The 17817-nt window shown below is 67.6% G+C and carries 14 protein-coding genes, 3 pseudogenes and 2 riboswitches; of the genes and pseudogenes, 8 read left to right on the top strand and 9 right to left on the bottom strand.

Features of this window, described 5'->3' with window-relative positions; translation table 11 throughout:
* Nucleotides 1-161: 161 nt before the first annotated feature.
* Nucleotides 162-308: riboswitch (cyclic di-AMP (ydaO/yuaA leader) on the top strand.
* A gap of 13 nt (nt 309-321) precedes the next feature.
* The 3 genes from KIS93_RS56050 to KIS93_RS56035 all read left to right on the top strand — a co-directional run bounded on the left by KIS93_RS56050 (nt 322) and on the right by KIS93_RS56035 (nt 3509).
* Nucleotides 322-954 carry a CHAP domain-containing protein gene (locus KIS93_RS56050; RefSeq protein ID WP_080039275.1) on the top strand — a complete coding sequence of 211 codons (633 nt, stop codon included), beginning with the start codon at nt 322-324 and terminating at the stop codon, nt 952-954.
* A 272-nt stretch (nt 955-1226) separates the two neighbouring features.
* A riboswitch (cyclic di-AMP (ydaO/yuaA leader) is annotated at nt 1227-1381 on the top strand.
* A gap of 14 nt (nt 1382-1395) precedes the next feature.
* The gene (locus KIS93_RS56045; RefSeq protein ID WP_080039274.1) at nt 1396-2019 is read left to right on the top strand and encodes a CHAP domain-containing protein; all 624 of its coding nucleotides are present in this window, start codon (nt 1396-1398) and stop codon (nt 2017-2019) included.
* A 24-nt stretch (nt 2020-2043) separates the two neighbouring features.
* Nucleotides 2044-3509 (top strand): IS3 family transposase gene (locus KIS93_RS56035; protein WP_418114795.1). Its coding sequence is split into 2 segments (ribosomal slippage): nt 2044-2383 and nt 2383-3509, totalling 1467 coding nucleotides; the frame shifts between segments, so codons are not numbered across the junction.
* Nucleotides 3510-3749: 240 nt separating this feature from the next.
* Here the strand turns inward: KIS93_RS56035 and KIS93_RS56030 are convergent.
* Complete coding sequence (locus tag KIS93_RS56030; protein ID WP_080039273.1) at nt 3750-6800, bottom strand: DEAD/DEAH box helicase; 3051 nt, start codon at nt 6798-6800, stop codon at nt 3750-3752.
* Nucleotides 6801-7500: 700 nt separating this feature from the next.
* Here KIS93_RS56030 and KIS93_RS56025 point away from each other — a divergent pair.
* Together KIS93_RS56025 and KIS93_RS68605 are read left to right on the top strand one after the other, a co-directional pair.
* Nucleotides 7501-8106 carry a DUF305 domain-containing protein gene (locus KIS93_RS56025; protein ID WP_155127552.1) on the top strand — a complete coding sequence of 202 codons (606 nt, stop codon included), beginning with the start codon at nt 7501-7503 and terminating at the stop codon, nt 8104-8106.
* 111 nt (nt 8107-8217) lie between these two features.
* Nucleotides 8218-8829 (top strand): annotated as a pseudogene (locus KIS93_RS68605) (class I SAM-dependent methyltransferase).
* 3 nt (nt 8830-8832) lie between these two features.
* Here the strand turns inward: KIS93_RS68605 and KIS93_RS56015 are convergent.
* The 4 genes from KIS93_RS56015 to KIS93_RS56000 all read right to left on the bottom strand — a co-directional run bounded on the left by KIS93_RS56015 (nt 8833) and on the right by KIS93_RS56000 (nt 13248).
* On the bottom strand, nt 8833-9762 hold the full coding sequence (locus KIS93_RS56015; protein ID WP_230466223.1) for a C40 family peptidase: 930 nt from the start codon (nt 9760-9762) through the stop codon (nt 8833-8835).
* Nucleotides 9763-10032: 270 nt separating this feature from the next.
* The gene (locus KIS93_RS56010) at nt 10033-10521 is read right to left on the bottom strand and encodes a universal stress protein (RefSeq protein WP_080039272.1); all 489 of its coding nucleotides are present in this window, start codon (nt 10519-10521) and stop codon (nt 10033-10035) included.
* A 26-nt stretch (nt 10522-10547) separates the two neighbouring features.
* Nucleotides 10548-11969: an MFS transporter gene (locus KIS93_RS56005; RefSeq protein ID WP_080039271.1), complete on the bottom strand. Its 1422-nt coding sequence runs from the start codon at nt 11967-11969 to the stop codon at nt 10548-10550.
* An 88-nt stretch (nt 11970-12057) separates the two neighbouring features.
* On the bottom strand, nt 12058-13248 hold the full coding sequence (locus KIS93_RS56000; RefSeq protein ID WP_186405044.1) for an MFS transporter: 1191 nt from the start codon (nt 13246-13248) through the stop codon (nt 12058-12060).
* A 31-nt stretch (nt 13249-13279) separates the two neighbouring features.
* On the opposite strand from KIS93_RS56000, the pseudogene KIS93_RS55995 reads away from it, so the two are divergent.
* Nucleotides 13280-14137 (top strand): annotated as a pseudogene (locus KIS93_RS55995) (heavy metal translocating P-type ATPase); the annotation flags it as partial.
* Nucleotides 14138-14181: 44 nt separating this feature from the next.
* On the opposite strand, the gene KIS93_RS55990 reads toward KIS93_RS55995, so the two are convergent.
* Together KIS93_RS55990 and KIS93_RS55985 are read right to left on the bottom strand one after the other, a co-directional pair.
* Entirely contained in the window at nt 14182-14685 is a 504-nt protein-coding gene (locus KIS93_RS55990) for a DUF2269 domain-containing protein (RefSeq protein ID WP_080039269.1), read from the bottom strand.
* Between the two features lie 5 nt (nt 14686-14690).
* Nucleotides 14691-14858 (bottom strand): hypothetical protein, encoded by a 168-nt coding sequence (locus KIS93_RS55985; RefSeq protein WP_186405043.1) that lies wholly within the window; start codon nt 14856-14858, stop codon nt 14691-14693.
* Between the two features lie 108 nt (nt 14859-14966).
* Between KIS93_RS55985 and KIS93_RS55980 the strand changes: the two genes are divergently transcribed.
* Nucleotides 14967-15554: a TetR/AcrR family transcriptional regulator gene (locus tag KIS93_RS55980; RefSeq protein WP_080039268.1), complete on the top strand. Its 588-nt coding sequence runs from the start codon at nt 14967-14969 to the stop codon at nt 15552-15554.
* Nucleotides 15551-15616, top strand: a pseudogene (locus tag KIS93_RS69400) (metal-sensing transcriptional repressor); the annotation flags it as partial. The gene KIS93_RS55980 and the pseudogene KIS93_RS69400, both read left to right, overlap by 4 nt.
* Before the next feature lie 162 nt (nt 15617-15778).
* Here the strand turns inward: KIS93_RS69400 and KIS93_RS55970 are convergent.
* Entirely contained in the window at nt 15779-16345 is a 567-nt protein-coding gene (locus tag KIS93_RS55970) for a rhodanese-like domain-containing protein (protein WP_080039266.1), read from the bottom strand.
* A 74-nt stretch (nt 16346-16419) separates the two neighbouring features.
* On the bottom strand, nt 16420-17802 hold the full coding sequence (locus KIS93_RS55965; protein ID WP_080039265.1) for an MBL fold metallo-hydrolase: 1383 nt from the start codon (nt 17800-17802) through the stop codon (nt 16420-16422).
* Between the last annotated feature and the right edge of the window lie 15 nt (nt 17803-17817).

The following is a 17817-nucleotide window of genomic DNA, read 5'->3' as shown; positions in this document are numbered from 1 at the left end:
GGGTATTCCGTTGCCTTCTCCCGAGCTTGGCTTGCATCTTTCTATGCGATTCGCTTACCTTCGAGGACTCACGGCGTACCGCATGGCAGCGTTGCCTGTCACGGAACGTCACTGTATTGCCGAGACCGCCTCTCACCAGCATGAACGTCGTGACTGCGGGTGAGAGGCGGCCGCCGAATTCGCGATCTCGCGGAGCCGGGGACCCACATGTTCCTGGGGTGAATCGGCGCGCTCCGCTTGAGCGCTCCGTAGGGCACTTCCACGCCCGAACCCGTCAGCTAACCCGGTAGGCGGCATGGAAGCAAGGAGCAATTTCCACTCATGCGTAAGAACGTCTTCACCCGTGCCCTGAAGCCCGCGACTCTTGGTGTGTTCGCCGCCTCAGCCAGTGTGGCCGCAAGCGCGATGCTCGCCGGCACGCCGGCCTTCGCCGCCGACCATGAAGCCCAGAAGCCTGCGACGCAGGCGTCCGCGCAGTCGGTGCTGAAGATCGCCGAGTCTCAGATCGGTGTGACGGAGAACGCTGCGGGTGGCGGAACGCCGTTCCACAGCTGGTACATGTCCTCCCAGCGGGCGAAGGAGACCATCGCCCGTGACGGCGGCAGCGTGCAGGCCTACGCCAACGCGCCGTGGTGTGCCATGTTCGTCTCCTGGGTGGGCGAGAAGGCGGGCGCCCGGCAGACCGTAGGCTGGGATGCGTACACCGTCACCTGGGCCAAGTGGTTCCAGGCCAACAAGAAGTGGGGCACGCTGGCCAAGCCCGGCGCCGTCGTCTTCTATGACTGGAACGGCAAGAGCACCACGGGCATCGACCACATGGGCCTGGTCAAACAGGACAACGGCAACGGCACGATCACCACGATCGAGGGCAACACCGGCAACGGCAAGGTCGAGCAGCGGATCCGGCCCAAGTCGCAGGTGGTGGGTTACGGGTACCCTGAATACAAGGCCTGACCTTTAGGGGGCCGAAAGCTCCTTGCCAGTGCGATGGTCAAGGAATCACGGGTGGTGCAGGACGGGTTCCTGCACCACCCGTTGCATGTGCGCGCTGTCCGTACGGCATCGTGAGCGGTCAGCCCGAGCAGACTCTTGAGGATGGAGCAACGTAGGGCTGAAGCCGTGCTTCCCGCTTGGGGTAGATCCTTTTGGCATACCGGCACAAATGGGTCGTCTTGTCTACTACAGTGCATCGTACTGGCCGGGTGACCTGGCTTCTCCCGAAGTCGATCGGCCAGCCGCTCAATCCCGGCGTGCTCGGGAACCGGGGAACCATCCACGTGGAGCGATCCACGTACGGGGTGAATCCGCCGCAGGTACGGTGGTAGGGCGTCTCCTGGCCCGAATCCGTCAGCTAACCCGGTAGGCGGTCAAGGAGAAGGGTCATTCTCCCGGCCTATGGCATCCATTGACGAGGGCCTGCTTGAGGCTGCCCAGAAGTATCTCGGCTACCAGGAACAGAGCAGCGGCTATACCAGGTTCGGCGACTGGTACTACGTCAACGTGGATTCCAGCGACTCCTACTTCAAGACGGCTCCTTGGTGTGACATGTTCATCACGTGGGCCGCCAACCAGGCAGGCGTGGAGAAGTACGTCGGCGAGTTCGCCTACACGGTCGACCACGCGAGGTGGTTCAAGTCGCAGGGAGCATGGAGCGACAAGCCTGAACCGGGCGCGATCGTGTTCTACGACTGGAGCGGCTCCAAGGACATCGGCGGCATCGATCACGCCGGCATCGTGGAACGGGTGGACGGGGAGAGGATCTCCACGATCGAGGGGAACGTCGACAGGGTGTGGCTCAAGCGCAAGGAGCGCGATCAGAGCAAGGTCGTCGGGTACGGGCTGCCGAAGAAGGTGCGGGAGAAGATGGGGGACGGCGGGAGAGAGGTCTTCATCATTGAGGGCGAGTTAGGTTCCCCTCCGGTGCAGCCGGCCGCCTTTGGCAAGGCAGGGCCTCCCAAAGCCGTCCCCTCCCTGTCAAAATGGACAGAGGTAGCAAACAGGCATGAAACTCTGTGCTGAGGGTGGGGAAGGAGACATCCCTTCGTGGGAGCAAGCAAGCCGGGTCCGGAGTTCCCTGATCCTCAGGTGCGTGATCGGGGGCGTCCGCGGTCCTACTCCGCCGCCTACAAGGCTCGGATTCTGGAGGAGTACGACCGCCTGGACAAGGCGGGCAAGGGCGCGTTGCTGCGCCGGGAGGGCCTGTACTCGTCGCTGATCTCCAGCTGGCGCACAGCCCGGGACCACGGCGCGGAGCAGGCGCTGGCCCGCCCGGCCGGGCGGCCGAAGGCCGACCCGCGCGACAAGCGGATCGAGGCCCTGCAGGCGGAGGTCGAACGGCTGCGCGCCGAACTCGGCCAGACCCGCCAGGTGATCGAGGTGCAGGGAAAGCTCTTCGCGCTGCTGGATCAGCTCGCCACCAGCAGCGAGACCCAGCCGGGCCGGGGCGAGCAGTGACCGGAACCTTCCAGGCCGCCCAGGCCGAGGCGATCGAGAACCTGACCCCGCTGCTCGGCCGGCGCAAGGCCTGCATGGCGGCCGGGCTGTCGCAGGCGACCTGGTATCGCCAGCACCGCCAGAGCCCGCCCCCGGTCCGGCCGACCCGGCCGCGCAAGCCGCATCCCGCCGCGCTGTCACCGGCCGAGCGCGAGCAGGTCCGGGCGGTGCTGAACGAGCGCTTCGCCGACGCCTCCCCGGCCACCGCCTACTACAGCCTGCTCGACGAGGGCGTCTATCTGGCGTCGCAGTCGACCATGTATCGCATCCTGCGCGAGCACGGCGAGGTGGGCGCCGACCGGCGCCGGCAGGCCACCCATCCACCGCGGGTCGTGCCCGAGCTGGTCGCCGGCGCCCCCAACGTCGTGTGGGCGTGGGACATCACCAAGCTGCGCGGCCCGGACAAGGGCGTCTGGTACTGCCTCTACACGATCATTGACCTGTTCAGCCGCTACGTCGTCGGCTGGATGGTCGCCTCCCGCGAGTCCGCCGGCCTGGCCCGGCACCTCATCGAAGCGACCGCCCGCAAGCACGGCATCGACGCGGGCACCCTCACTCTGCACGCCGATCGCGGCAGCTCGATGACCTCCAAAACGCTGGCCGAACTCCTCATCGACCTGGGCGTGGCCAAGTCCCACTCCCGGCCCCGCACCTCCAACGACAACCCGCACGTCGAAGCGAGTTTCAAAACGCTGAAGTACTGTCCCGCCTTCCCCGCCCGGTTCGGCTCGATCGAGCACGCCCGCGTCTTCTGCCAGGAGTTCTACGCCTGGTACAACCGGGACCACTTCCACTCCGGGATCGGCTACCACCACCCCATCGACGTGCACTACGGCCGCGCCGCCGCCATCCGTGACCGGCGCGCCACCGTCCTGACCGCTGCCCACACCGCCCATCCCGAACGGTTCGCCAGCGGCGGCCTGCCCACCCCGCCCGACCTGCCCGGCCCCGCCTGGATCAACAAGCCCAAGACCGACGAAGCGAAGGACGCCACAGAGAAGACAACACAGAATTAGCCCAGCTCAACTGCCTTGATCAGATTGACAGGTTCCGGTCACAGCATCAGCGACCTCGGCCCCGCCCGATACCCTGTCTTTGCTCGACGGGATGGCTGTTCCAGCAGGCGCTCTTGCCATGCTGATCGGCGCGACCCTGATCATCAAGCGATCAAGAGCGCGCCGTGTCGCTGGCGTGGCTGGGCGGCATCGCAGGGCGGCCGGCGGCCGGCATCGAACCCCTTGTGCGTAGCCATCTGGTCATGCGCTGCAATGGACAGTGAGTGACGCGTCGGCCGTGTGGCGGACATGGAGTTCGGTTGCGGCCAGCTGCTCCAACTGCTCAAAGGTGGCCTGCGCCTTCGACAGCCCAGGCTGAACGATGACGATCTCGAACGTGTATCGAAGAAGCTTCGCCCGATCCCGCAGGCGGTACAACGTGGCGAGGTCGCCGGCTTCCCACGGCGAGACGCCGGTTCTCGCATACTTCTTGCGCGCGCGCCGCTCCAAATGCTGGAAGAGCCGCGCGGGGTTCTCGCGCCAGCGGACGCTCTTCATCGCCTGGCCGCAGACCTCGTACAGATCCTTCACCTGCGTAGCAGCCTTGCCCATGCGTGCGTACTTGCAGTGCACAAGGCGGACAAGAAGATGGTCGCTGGTGAGCGCCATGGCCACGACATCAGCGACTTCGCCGGCGCCGTCGTCGTCCAGCACGATGTCCCAGTGACGCTCGCTGAGCAGGTCCCGGATGACCCTGGCCTGGATGGAGTGGGGCAGCTTCTCGGGCTTTTGTGACTCCACCTTGAGGTCGGTGCCCGTCCAGTTGACGGCGATGAGCCTTTCACGAGGATAGGGCTCGATGTCCTGGTCGATGCGCAGCAGAACACCATCCGGTTGGAGCATTTGATCGCCTTGAAACAGCACGGTCAGTCCTACCGCGTTCAGCCACTGACTTAAGGGGAGAGACTCGTTCTTCCTGTGGACGATCAGCTCGCTGGACGACAGGCATTGGTAGAAGAGCTTTCCCCCTTGGATGTCGAGTTGGTACGGAACGGTCCAGTGATCGGTGGCAACTTCGAACACGACGGGGCCGGTGGTCGAGCTGTTGTCTGGGCGGAGGTCGGCGTCGAGGATCCAGTATCGGCGGCCGTCGTACTCCAGATGGAGGGTTTCAGTGGCCAGATCGTAGAGGTTCCATGGCCATTCGAGGGACAGGACCGCGGCGGCGGGCCGCTCTTGGATCGGCTCGGGCAGGATGAAGTTCGCGATGATGTCCTCGATGCTGATCGAGTCGTCGAGCAGGCGCGGGCCGATCTCGTCGCACCAGTCACGCCAGTACTTCAGATTGCTGGCGGTGTCCGGGCTCCAGACCCGGCCCTTGGCGCTGGCGGCGATGGAGATGCGTTCGCCACGGCGATAGCCCGTGCCGGCGATGTGGGTCTGCGTCTTGGTCCGCGCCTCGGCCGTGGGGAAACCCTGGCTGACGTCGGTGCCGACGTGCATGGAGAATCGCCGGAACTGGTTTCGTACGTCGAGGACGCCGACGTTGGTGGGGATGAGGCGGACGATGTCGCCGAAGGCCCTATAGACGGTCGATCCGGTGAAGCCGCTCGCGCCTTCACCGAGCACGGCCTCGGCCAGGTCTTCGAAGATCCCATCGTTGGCGGAGTTGTTGATGTAGAGCAGTCGTCGTTCTTGATCGAAGTAGAGGACGTACAGCTCGTAGCTGGTCTCCTCCAGGACTCGGCTCTCGCTCCACCTGACGGGGGCATGGCGTTCGACTACACACCAGGCCACGCCCGCCCGCAGGTTCAGGCCGATGGGATCGGTGACAAGGATGTCAGCGCCGAAGTAATTGTAGAGCGCGTCCGGATTCCACGAGGCGGTCGGTGCGCGATAGACGACGGTGCTCAGCTTGGGCTGAAGGTTGCTCAGCACGAGGTCCTCTGGACGGCTGGTGAACCCCCTCTCAAACTCGCTGACCTCGACCTCGGCCTCGACGGCTGCTTCGGACAGGTTCCGAACTACAGCGTTCCAGTCGGCATCCTCGGCGTACAGGCTCCGCAGGCGTGTGTCGAGCTCGCTGTCGGGGCGACTGACGAACATCCACGCGTCGCCAAGGTGTTGGTCTCCTGGCTGAGCTCGAGTGAAGCGGCCGATGAACTGCAGCGTCACGCTCAGGCTCTTTTGCGGGTCGTGCACAGCCGCGATCTTCAGGGCGGGAAGATCGAAACCTTCACCCAGCATGTTGACGCAAACGATGATCAACGCTTCGCGGCTTTTGATCGCCGTCAAGGCCTCCCGTTTCGCGCGGACTCCCATCCGACTGTTCAAGATCACAGGATTGAGATCGGGAGCAAGTTGCTGGTAGAGCTCCAAGAGCTCCTGCGCTCGCGGGATGGATCTGGCTCTGGCCATCAGGAGATGGTCGAGGCCTGCGTCGAGATCCGCGCGCAACTGGGCAACGGCTTTCGTGGCCAGTGTTCTGTCGGGGTTGGCGAAGTCGAGGACGGACACGTAATTGATCGGGGCGAAGTACCCGTCTTTCTGAGCCTCGCGCAGCGGAAAGCCATAGACGATCTTCCCGGCGATGTGACGGCCGTCTTCTCGGAACGGGGTGGCGGTGAACTGCACCACGCGCCGACCAGTGAACCACGCACGGACATACGACCAGGTTGGCGCCTCCACGTGGTGTGCCTCATCCACGAACAGATGGGTGCATGCGGTGAGAATGGCGGTCCGGACTCCCTCGGCGCACTTCTGCAGCACCTGAGGTGTTGCAACGATGACATTGCAGGCCGCGGCAAATCGTGCGGCCTCGTCGGTGTCGTCCATACCCTTGGTCATCCGGCCGACGACGGGCCGACAGGCGTCTGGGTGCACGATTTTGAGTCGCTGCAGGACACCGAGTCGCTCGAATTTGTTCGCCACTTGATCGCGCAAGTGATCCGACGGTACGAGGACCAAGAGCTTCGGTATCTTCGCGGCGACAAGCAAGGCGAGCATTGTCTCGGTCTTGCCCGTGCCGGTCGGCATCACGACGGTGGCGGGCTCGGTGGAAGCGGTCGTCCAGTGCCCCAGAACGCAATGCAACGCACCGAGCTGAGCCCGTCGTAGCCCGCTTTCATCGAAACTCAGCACACCGGAATAGGAGGCCACTACCTCCTCCGGCGTCATCAGCTCCAGATTGTCCGGCGAACTGCGCCGGGCGACCTGTTGCGGAGCCAAAAGCTGACGAACGACGTTGCCGCCGAACGAGACGGGATCTGCCCAGACATCAGCAGCGGACACCCCGGAATAATTTTCGGCCATCGCATGCCCCTAGACACACGAGAGCACCGACCCAGCTCAGCGTTCCCCGTCGCTTGCGCCCCGTGAGTTATGCGGTCGCTCTCTGTTAACGAGAGCCCCAGCATACCCTCCTCTTGACCTGACGATGTGGATAACGGCCGCCCCTATCCGCACGGGCTATACCTCTGATTATGGGTGTGATCATTTAGATCGGTCTCGGGCTGCTCCCTCGGTGCAGGCGGCGGCGCTGTGCTTGCCGGTATCTACTACGGCTCAAGCGGCAGATTCATGGCTGTTCAGAGGTGCCATCGGCGGCTGCCGGCACGGTGATAGCGGAATCTCGCGGAGTGGGTGTCGATGACGAGGTCGTGCGTGCCTGTCTGCTCGTTCATGTGGTGGTCAGCATGTCTCCCTCTGGGATTATTTCGAACATCCATGTACGAGATAAAGGTTCCGGCTGAGGTTGTAGCGTTCCTCTTCGGGAGAGGCTGCATCTGAGCCGTCTGATGGTGATCGCAGGAATAGAACCGGCCCGGCTGGTCAGGAGTCTGAGTTGGAGGGATGTCCGCCCATGTCAGGAGGGGTGATGGTGAGTTTGCCGCAGCGGGTGCGGTAGAGCCCGGTGCTTGTCCGCACTCCAGGCTCTCGGCGTATGCGGATGGGGCCCCGAGGCTGTCCGCGACCAGTCGGCAGCTGGGAGGAAGCGAGAGAGCGAAGCATCATGCGTATCAACCGCAAGATTTTCTACACGATTGCCGCGAGCGCACTCGCCCTGTCGGCGGCGTGCCGTGGCGGCAGCACCTCGAGCGCTGGCTTCACAGCGCTGAGCCAGACAACGCCGACCACTCCTGCGACCAGCGGTCAGCCATCGCGTGCCTTCAACGACGCGGACGTCATGTTCGCCCAGATGATGATCCTGCACCACCAGGAGGCCATCGAGATGGCCAAGCTCGCCGCTACACGGGCCTCCGACTCAGAGATCAGGACGCTTGCGTCCAAGATCGAGAAAGGGCAGGAGGAGGAGATCCAGACCATGAAGGGCTGGCTGTCCGAGTGGGGCAAGCCTGAGCCCATGCCGGGTATGGGGCACGACATGCCCGGTGGCATGTCGGAAGAGGACATGCAAAAGCTTCAGGGCGCCGAAGGCAAGGAGTTCGACAAGCTCTTCGCGGAGCAGATGATCACCCATCACAAAGGGGCGATCGAGATGGCCCGGACCGAAGAGACAGATGGGGCGGACCCGCAGGCCAAGGAGCTCGCGAAGACCATCATCGCCACTCAGCAGGAAGAAGTGAAACAGTTGGAGCAGATTCTCAAACGGCTCTGACTTGCTCTGCTCGCCGCATGTCCGTTCCTCTGAGCGGGCCCGGCGCGGCAGCTCGTTCGGTGACGGAAGACGCGTCCCGTGTTGTGGACGTGGCGGCGAAGGGGGCTTTCCATGCTGATGAACCGGATGGAAACCCTGGTGGTCAACAGTGCCATCCGCCGCGTTCTGCAGCGTTGGTACGAAGCGCCGTTGCTGATGAAGCTAGGCGGCCGGACGCCCGGAGGCCGGGCGGTGGAGATCGGGTGCGGCAGCGGATACGGGACCAAACTGATCCTGGACAAGTTCGGGGCCGTACGCGTTGACGCGGTCGACCTGGACCCGGCCATGATTGGCCGGGCCCGGCAACGGCTGGCACGCCAGGCAGGGCGCGTGCGACTCGTGGTAGGCGACGCCACTGATCTGCGTGCCGCCTTCGGGGCCGAGGACGGCGACTAGGATGCTGTCTTCGACTTCGGGATCATCCATCACATTCCCGACTGGCGGACTGCATTGCGCGAGGTAGGGCGAGTCCTGCCCGTGGGCGGCAGGTTCTTCTTCGAAGAAGTGACCGCGACCGCCCTGGCTCGTCCGTCCTTTCGCGTCCTTTTCGATCATCCGAAGGAAGACCGGTTCACAGCAGGAGAGTTCCTCGCTGAACTGCCTCACCATGGGCTGCGGGTAGATGATCGATGGGTTACCCGGATCGGCGGCGACTACTTGTTCGGTGTCGCGTGGAGGGTATGACGATCACGGGCGGACCGCGCCGAGCAGGCGGTTGCGCCAGTAGTCGTCGAGGTCGACCACCTTGATGACGTCTCCGGTCTGGGGAGCGTGCACCATCTTGCCGTTGCCGGCGTACATGCCCATGTGCCCGAGTCCCTTGCTGAAGAGCAGGTCGCCGGGCTGCAGTGCGTCCAGGGGGACGCGGCGGCTGGCGCCCCAGGACCACTGGGTCCAGGTCGTCCGGGGCAGTTCGACGCCGCCGGTGCGCCAGGCGGCCTGCGTGAGGCCGGAGCAGTCGTAGGAGCCCGGGCCGGTGCCGCCGTACCGGTAGGGCTTGCCCACCTGGGCGAAGGCGAACTGGAGCGCGCGGCGGGCGTTGCCGGAGGCCGGACCGGTGTACTCGATGCCGGGGCTGTTGGGATCGCCGGTCCGGAAGGTGCCCAGCCGGCGCAGGAGCTTGGTCTGTTCTTTGACCAGCTTGTCCACCTTCGTCTTCTCGTCGCGGACTTTGTCGCGAGCGTCGTCGGCCTCTGCCAGGACCTGCTTCGCTTCGGCACGCCGGTCGCGCAGGTCCTTCGTCGCCGTCTCGTAGGCGAGTATTTTGACCGCTCGGTCCTGTGCGAGTTGTTCGAGGGAGGCCATGCTGCTCAGGGCCGTCTGGGGGTTGCCCTGCAGTGCGAACGCCGGCCAGCTTCCGAACGGTCCGGCCTGGTAGCTGTTGCTCGCGATCGTGGCCAGTTCTTCGCGCAGTTCGCCGGCTTGGGCGTCCTTGCGGCTGAGTTCGGTGTTGAGCTTCTCGTACTTCTTCTTGGCCGACTTGTACGCCTCGTTCGCCTGGTTGTACCGCTCGACCAGTTGGTCCGCCTGTTCGTTGAGCTTCACCAGCTTGGCCCGGATCTTGGCCGGTGACGGTTCGGCGAGAGCGCCGCTGGGTGCCGCGGCCAGTGTGATCAAGGCTAACGCGGTGGCTACTGCTGTTCGCCCGAGCCTCGTCCACACGGCCACTACGATGCCTCCTCGTAAGTCTCTGAACCTGGGCCGAAATAGTACAGAAGGCGGGAGGTTGTTGCCCTGTTCTGCGCAATTTCGCTAGGCAGGCCGACTTACTATTGGTGGTAGCTGATCTGGTCTTACGTGTGGTTACGCGGGTGGTATGCGCTGGGTTCAATGGACGCGTACGCGCCCCGGCTCCACGGATGGTTCGGGAGCTGGGGCGCGTACGTCTCAGCGTCCGGCACCTGCTCTGCTGGCTCGGCGAGCAGCGGCCAGAGCTCCGGAGGGAATGATCAGCGTCGGCCGGCCGGTGGAGTGCATGACCCGGGTGGAGGTGCTGCCCGACAGCAGTGCCGGCAACCCGCGGCGCCCGCGGGACCCGAGGACGATCAGCGAGGCGTCGATCTCCTCCGCCACGTCCACGATGGCCTCGGCTGCCGTCTCCTCGGGGACGGAGGCCACCCGAGGTTCGGCCTTGAGTCCGAGGGCTCGAGCCCGCTCGGCGCCTTCGGCGGCCAGTTGCTCGGAGGCGTCCAAGGTTCTGGTGTCGAGGTCGCGCAGGTCCTCCAGGGCCGGGTGGCCTTCCAGATGAGCGGCGAGGCTTTCCAGCGGTTGGCGGGCGTAGAGAACCACGGTGGAGGCTCCCGGGAAGAGGCGTGCGGTCTCCTCGATGGCGTGCTGGGCATCAGATGAGCCGTCGTAGGCGATGAGGATGGACATGGGATTCTCCTTTGGGTGCGGATGGGTCAGCCGCGGGACGCGGTGACGTCGTCGGCGGGTGCGGTGGCGCGGGTGCGCAGGGTGGCGGCGGCCAGCAGGGCGGCGGCCAGGGCGATGGCGGCGGCTCCGACGAACGCGGCGGAGAAGCCGTCGGTCAGGGCGGGCAGGTCGCCGAGCCGGTCGGCGCCGTTGGCGGCGGCGACGGCGGTCATGGCGGCCAGGCCGAGGGCGGAGCCGACCTGGTAGCTGGTGTTGACGATGCCGGAGGCCAGGCCGCCCTCCTCGGGGCGGGCGGCGGAGATGGCGGTGCCGAGGGAGGGGATGAAGGCCAGCGACATGCCGAGGGCGGCCACCAGGCTGGCGGGCAGGACGTCGGTGGCGAAGCTGCCGTCCGGGCTGATCAGCGAGAGCCAGGCCATGCCGGCGGTGAGCAGGGCGAGGCCGGTGACGGTGGTGGTCTTCGGGCCGAAGCGGCCGATGGCCTTGGGGGCCAGGACGATCATGCCGAGCATGATGAGGATGGTCATCGGGAGCAGGGCGGCGCCGCTGGGGAAGGCGCTGTAGCCGAGGACCTGCTGCAGGTAGAGGTTGAGGAAGAACCACATCGGGATCCAGGCGCCGCCGAGCAGGAGCTGGGTGAGGTTGGCGGCGGCCAGGTTCGGGGTGCGGAAGATGGACCGGCGCATCAGCGGCTCGCGGCGGCGGGCCTGGATGGCGATGAACGCGATGAGCAGGGCTGCGGCGACGGCCAGGGTGATCCAGGTCTGGGCGGCGGCCCAGCCCGCTTCGGGGGCGCGGACGATGGCGTAGACGGCGGTGCCGAGGCCGAGGGTGACGGTCAGGGTGCCGAGCACGTCGATGGAGCCGCGCGTGGAGGTGGTGGCGGGCATCAGCGGGCCGGTGGCCAGGAGCGCGGCGATCGCGATGGGGATGTTGATGTAGAAGACCCAGGGCCAGCTGAGGTATTCGGTGATGAGGCCGCCGAGGAAGACGCCGGCGGTGCCGCCGGCCGGGGCGGCGGCGCCGTACAGGGCCAGGGCCTTGGTCAGCTCCTTGGGGGCGTGGCCGAACAGCATCATGAGCAGGGTGAGTGCGGACGGGGCGATGAGCGCGGCGCCGATGCCCTGGACGGCGCGGCCGGTCAGCTCCACCCATACCTCGGGGGCGATGCCGGCCAGCAGGGAGCCGGCGAGCAGGATCAGCCAGCCGGTGCTGAACAGGCGGCGGGCGCCGAGCAGGTCGGACAGGCGGCCGCCGAGCAGCAGCAGGCCGCCGAAGGCGACGACGTAGGCGTTGAAGACCCAGGACAGGTTTTCCTGGGAGAAGCCCAGGTCCTGCTGGATGCGGGGGAGGGCGACGCCGATGATCGAGGTGTCCATGATGACGATGAACTGGGCGGTGGCGATCAGGGCCAGGGCGGCCCAGCGCCGGGGGGATGGTGCGGACATGGGTTCTCTCCTGTCAGAGTTAATACCCATAGGGGGTATTTGCGAGGGACAATTAATACCACGGGGGGTATCTGTCAAGCCTGCCGGCTCAACGTCCGGCTTCCGGGTGCCGGCGCAGCACCGCCAGGACGATCAGCGCCGCGGGGCCGGCGAGCGCGAAGCCGGCGGCCATCCCACCGCCGACGCCGACCACTTCCTGCAGCCAGCCCAGGGCGACGTACAGGGCGCCCGCCAGGGCGGCAGACACTCCCAGGACCATGCCGGCGGCGCTCGCCGGGGCGGCGGGCGCGAGGTCCTGCGCGAGGACCACGGTGATCGGGCTGCCCACATACAGGAGGGCGCCCGCCAGGACGGTCGCGGCGAAGGAGGCGACGCCGCCCGGCTCCAGGCCCAGGACCGCGATCAGCGGGAATGGGGCCAGGCCCAGGGAGCCCACCAGCACCCGCCGGCGGCCGAGGCGGGGTGCCAGCACGCCGCCGAGCAGGGAGCCGAGTCCCGCCGCCAGGGAGAACGCGGCCAGCGTCCAGCCGATGAGCCCGTGGTCGGTCGGCAGGTCGTGCTCGTTGACCAGCCAGAGGGGGACCGAGCTGGTGAAGGTGACGAAGGCGAGGCTCGCCAGGCTCGCCGCGAGCGTCAGCCCGCCGACGGGGCCGCGCAGCAGGCGGAGCTGGAAGAGCGCCCGCAGTGGCCTGCGACCGTGGGGCTCCCAGTCGGGCAGTAGCGCGAACACCAGGGCGGCGAGCATGATGCCCGGCGCCATCAGCCACGGGGTGGCCTCCACGCCGAAGGCCGAGGCGATGGCGAGGATCAGCACCGGCCCGAGGGCGAACCCGGCCATCCCGCCCGCCGTGAACAGCCCCACGCCGAGGGTGCGGTTCGGTACGGCCGGGCCGCCGGCCACCGCCGTGCCCACGGGATGCAGCGCCGCCGACCCCATACCGCCGATGATCAGCAGGGCGAACACCGCCACCAGTGCGGGCGCGACCCCGATCAGGCTCAGGAACAACGAGGCCAGCAGCACGCCTGCCGCTCCGACCAGGCGCAGGCTGCGATCCTCCGCCATCGCGCCGAAGAACGGCTGGGTGACCGACGACGAGATGGAGTAGACGGCCACGATCAGGGCCAGCAGCACGGGCCCCAGCTCGAAACGGGCCTGCAAGGTCGGCAGCAGGGCGCCGAGCATCGCCGTGATCGCGTCGTTGACGAAGTGCACGATGGCCAGGAAGACGGCCAGCGACGTCCCGCCGAGGACGCCTGGCCTGCGGATCGTGTGGGGCATGTCGAGCTCCTCAAGTCTCACCGGGCGGCAGGGGGAGAGCGAGGAAGAGGTGCTGCGCCTGGCCGGCGCGCTGGAGCACGCCTCCGAACACCCCATCGCGCAGGCGATCGCCAGGGGTGCCGCCGCCCGGGTCGGTGACCTGCCCGCCCTGGAGGACTTCGCCAACGTCGAGGGGCTGGGCGTGCAGGGCATCGTGGACGGGCACGCGGTGCTGGTCGGCCGCCCGCGTCTGCTGGAGGAGTGGTCCCAGCACCTGCCCGCCGACCTGGAGCGGGACCTGCACGAGGCGCAGGCCGCCGGCCGCACCGCGGTCGCGGTCGGCTGGGACAGCAAGGCGCGGGCCGTGCTGGTGGTGGCCGATGTGGTCAAGCCGACCAGCAGGGAGGCCATCACCCAGCTCAAAGCGCTGGGCCTGACCCCGGTCCTGTTGACCGGCGACAACGAGGCCGTGGCCAGGACCGTCGCGCAAGAGGTGGGCATCGACGAGGTGATCGCCGAGGTGCTGCCCGCCGACAAGGTGGACGTGGTCAAGAAGCTGCAGGCCGACGGCAAGACCGTGGCGATGGTGGGCGACGGCGTCAACGACGCCGCCGCGCTGGCCCAGGCGGACCTGGGCCTGGCCATGGGCACCGGCACCGACGCGGCGATCGAGGCGAGCGACCTGACCCTGGTCCGCGGCGACCTGCGGGTGGCCGCGGACGCGATCCGGCTGTCCCGGCGCACGCTGTCGACCATCAAGGGCAACCTGTTCTGGGCCTTCGCCTACAACGTGGCCGCCCTGCCACTCGCGGCCCTGGGCCTGCTCAACCCGATGATCGCGGGCGCGGCCATGGCGTTCTCCAGCGTCTTCGTGGTCACCAACAGCCTGCGGCTGCGCCGCTTCAAGTAGTACGAACGGGATGGCTCCACGCCGGACGGCGTGGAGCCATCCCTTCATGGCTGGGATGCCGCGGTCCTGGACGCGATGAAACTCATCCGGCCCCGAGGCTTGAACACGGCCAACAGTGTGGCCAGGAGCAGCAGCACCGCCGCCAGGACGGAGTGGATGAGCACGGAAGGGCTCCGCAGCACCTCGGGATCGGTTCCCGGGGCCGCCGCGACGCCGGCCAGATAGCCCAGGGTCTCGGTGTACATCAGCAGGACGACGATGGCAGCCACGTTGATCAACAGCTTGAACAGCACCCAATAGTGCCGGAACAAACCCCACGTGGTGCCCAGCGACTGCACGAGCCCGGTGAGCAGCGAGGCCGCGGCCAGCGGCACGAGGGCGTACCAGGCGGCCGGCTCCATCGCCAGATAGACGGCGCGGACTGTCCGCGCGTCCGGGCTGGTCAAGCCGACGACTGCCAGCGCCAGAAAGACCAGTACCGCGCCCAGCCATCCCACGGAGACGCAGACGTGCGCCGTAAGGGCCAGTTTGCGCAGGCGAGGCGCCATGGGGCTCATGCGGCCGAGGGATTCGCGGCGGCCGCAGTGGCCTCGCCCGAGGCCCCCATGTGACGGCCAGGCCCATGGCCGCCCATGAGGATCAGGATGACGAAGAGCAGCACGGCAACGGCCGTGATGATCCCGGCCACCTTCACCCAGCGTGGCATGTGTTGCTCTGTCATCTGTCTGACCTCCATGGTCGTCGCGCCTGCATGCGAACCATGTTTTACGAAACAGTCTGTCTACGTCAATACATCGTGTATTGATCCCTCATCGCATATGCTCAGACCGTGCCGAGGCTGTGGAACGAGACGATCGAGGCGCATCGCCGCGACGTGCGCGAGGCGATCCTCACGCACACGTCGGCGCTCGTGGCGGAGCACGGGCTGCGATCGGTCACGATGTCCCAGATCGCGGAGAAGGCCGGCATCGGCCGCGCGACGCTCTACAAGTACTTCCCTGACGTCGAAGCGATCCTGCTTGCCTGGCACGAGCAGCAGATCGCCGCTCACCTCGAACAACTGGCCAAGGTGCGGGATCAGGCAGGCGAGCCCGTCGAGGGGTTGCGGGCCGTGCTGGAGGCGTACGCGCACATCTCGCGTCGGTCCCGTGGACACGGGGATGGCGCGCTCATGGCAGTCCTGCACCGCGACGAACGAGTTGGGCACGCTGAACAGCGGATCCACGGCATGCTCAGGGATCTGCTCGCCGAAGGCGCACGGACCGGCGCCTTTCGCGACGACGTCGTTCCCGACGAACTCGCGACCTACTGCCTGCACGCCGTCACGGCCGCCAGAGCACTGCCGTCCGAGGACGCCGTCGGTCGCCTGATCATGGTCATCATGAGTGCCTGCACCCGAGATCCGTGCTCAACATGAGCACGCGCATGGTCGAAGAGGACACGTACTGCATCGACATCCTGACGCAGGTGTCCGCGGCCACGCCGGTTCACCGCCCCGGCGGGCCGACGCCGTACATGAGGACGGGCGTCGCCAGGATGGAGCTGCCGGCGCCGAGCAGTCCCGACACCAGGCCGATCACCAGGCCGGAGGTCACCACGATGAGGCGCCCTCGGCTCCGGCGCCGAGCGTGACCATACCGGTCATGACCGTGCGGTCAGTGCCGCCGGCGTCTCGGAGCCGGGCCGGGCCGGCGGCGTCCTGTTCCACGGCAGGAACGACAGCGCCCTGGCCATCGCGCACGTGTCGGTGAGCGCCGAGAAGGCCAAACCCGCGCCGATCGCCCCGGCCGCCCACTTGGCCGGCTTCCAGAAGACGCTGGCGGCGACACCGGCGAGCACGATGCTCCCCGCCACCATGCGGACCTGGCGCTCCATCGCCCAGGTGCCGCGGCCGCGATTCACCGGTGCGCCCTGACTTTCCCAGGCGTTCAGGCCGCCGTCGAGCACGCTCACGGCCGCCAGGCCGGCTGCGGCGACGATCTGGTGAGCGTCACGGGCGCGCACACCCGACCGGCACACGAGCACGACGTGATCGTCATGCTCGGCGCGGAGTTGTGTGGAGTGCTTGCGCAGCAGGTCGAGGGGGACATTGGCCGAACCGGGAATGTGGCTCGCCGTGAACTCCCCAGGGCTGCGGACGTCGATCAGCCGGACGTTCGCGCCGCTGTCGAGAAGAGTACGAACCTGTGCGGTGGTGAGAGTGTTCACGTGCTGGTCTTTCTGGTTGGACGGGCGCCGCCCGCTCCCGCGGCGAATGGACAGGCGGGTCTTGAACAGGCGGATCAGGAGGCCATGGCCAGGCCGGAGGCGGCGGCGTCGGCGAACGCGTCGTTCACCAGCACGACCTCCCGCCCGGCCCTGGCCAGCAGCGAGGCCGCCGCGGTGGCCCGGTAGCCGCTGCCGCAGTGCACCCATACCGCCCCGGACGGGATGTCGCCGGTGCGGGCGGCGAGCTCGGGCAGCGGCACGTGCACGGCGCCGTCGATGTGGGAGTCCTGCCATTCGTTGCCGAGCCTGACGTCGAGGATCACGTCGGGGGCGGGCAGCCCGTCCGGCACGTCACCGGCCAGCGCCGCGGCCAGCCCGGCGAACGTCGTCGTGGGCAGCGACCTCACCTGCGCCGGATGGGTGGCGAGCTCCTGCGGCGTGCCGGTCGCCGCGGCGGCGACGCGGTCGACGCCGATGCGCACGAGCTCCCGCCGCGCCGCGGCGACCTGCTCGGGCGTCTCGCCGATCAGGGTGAGCGGCGCGCCCCAGTCGATCAGCCAGCCGAGCCAGGTGGCCATCGGACCGTCCAGGCCCAGGCTGACAGTGCCGGCCAGGTGCGCCCGCGCGTACGCGGTGCGGTGCCGCAGGTCGACCACCCACTGCCCGGCCTCCAGCCGCCCGCGCAGCTCGCCCGGGGTGATGGGCGAGGGCCGGCGCAGGTCCACCGGCTCGGGGCCGCGCAGGTTGATCACGCCCATGTGCGCGTAGTAGGCGGGGTAGGCGTCGAGCCCGGCCAGGGTCTGCGTGACGAACGCGTCGGCGGCCAGCCGCAGCGCCGGGTTGACCTGCCGCTCGCGCTCGATGGTGGAGTCGTCGCCGGAGGCCTGGGCGGCCGAGCAGAAGCTGCCGAAGCCGTGGGTCGGCCAGATCGCGGCCCCGTCGGGCAGCAGGTCGGCCAGCCTCCGTACGGACGCGTGCTGCTCGCGCGCCAGCGTGGCGGCGTGCTCGGCGCCCAGCAGATCGGTACGGCCCGTCGTGCCGAACAGCAGCGAGCCGCCGGTGAAGACCCCTTCGGCCGCCCCGCCGCTCTCCAGCGCGTACGACAGGTGGTGGAAGGTGTGGCCCGGCGTGGCCAGGGCCCGCAGCCGCAGCGCGGGCGAGACCTCGACGACGTCCCCGTCGGACAGCGGCAGGTGCGGGAACGGCGCCCGGTCGGCGGCGGCGAGGCCGTAGTGCGCGCCGGTCAGCCTGGCCAGCTCCAGCCCGCCCGAGACGTAGTCGTTGTGCAGATGCGTCTCGACGACGTGCGTGACGCGCACGCCGAGGCGGCCCGAGAGGGAGAGCACGCGATCGACGTCCCGCTGGGGATCGACCACGACGGCCACCTGCCCGTCGGTGGCCAGATAGCTGCGGTCGCCGAGCGACGAGGTCTCGATGACATGGACGTCAACACTCATGATCTCTCCTACACC

The sequence above is a fragment of the [Actinomadura] parvosata subsp. kistnae genome (assembly GCF_900323885.1).
Lineage (GTDB): Bacteria > Actinomycetota > Actinomycetes > Streptosporangiales > Streptosporangiaceae > Nonomuraea > Nonomuraea composti.
This window is presented reverse-complemented; position numbering and strand designations above follow the sequence as displayed.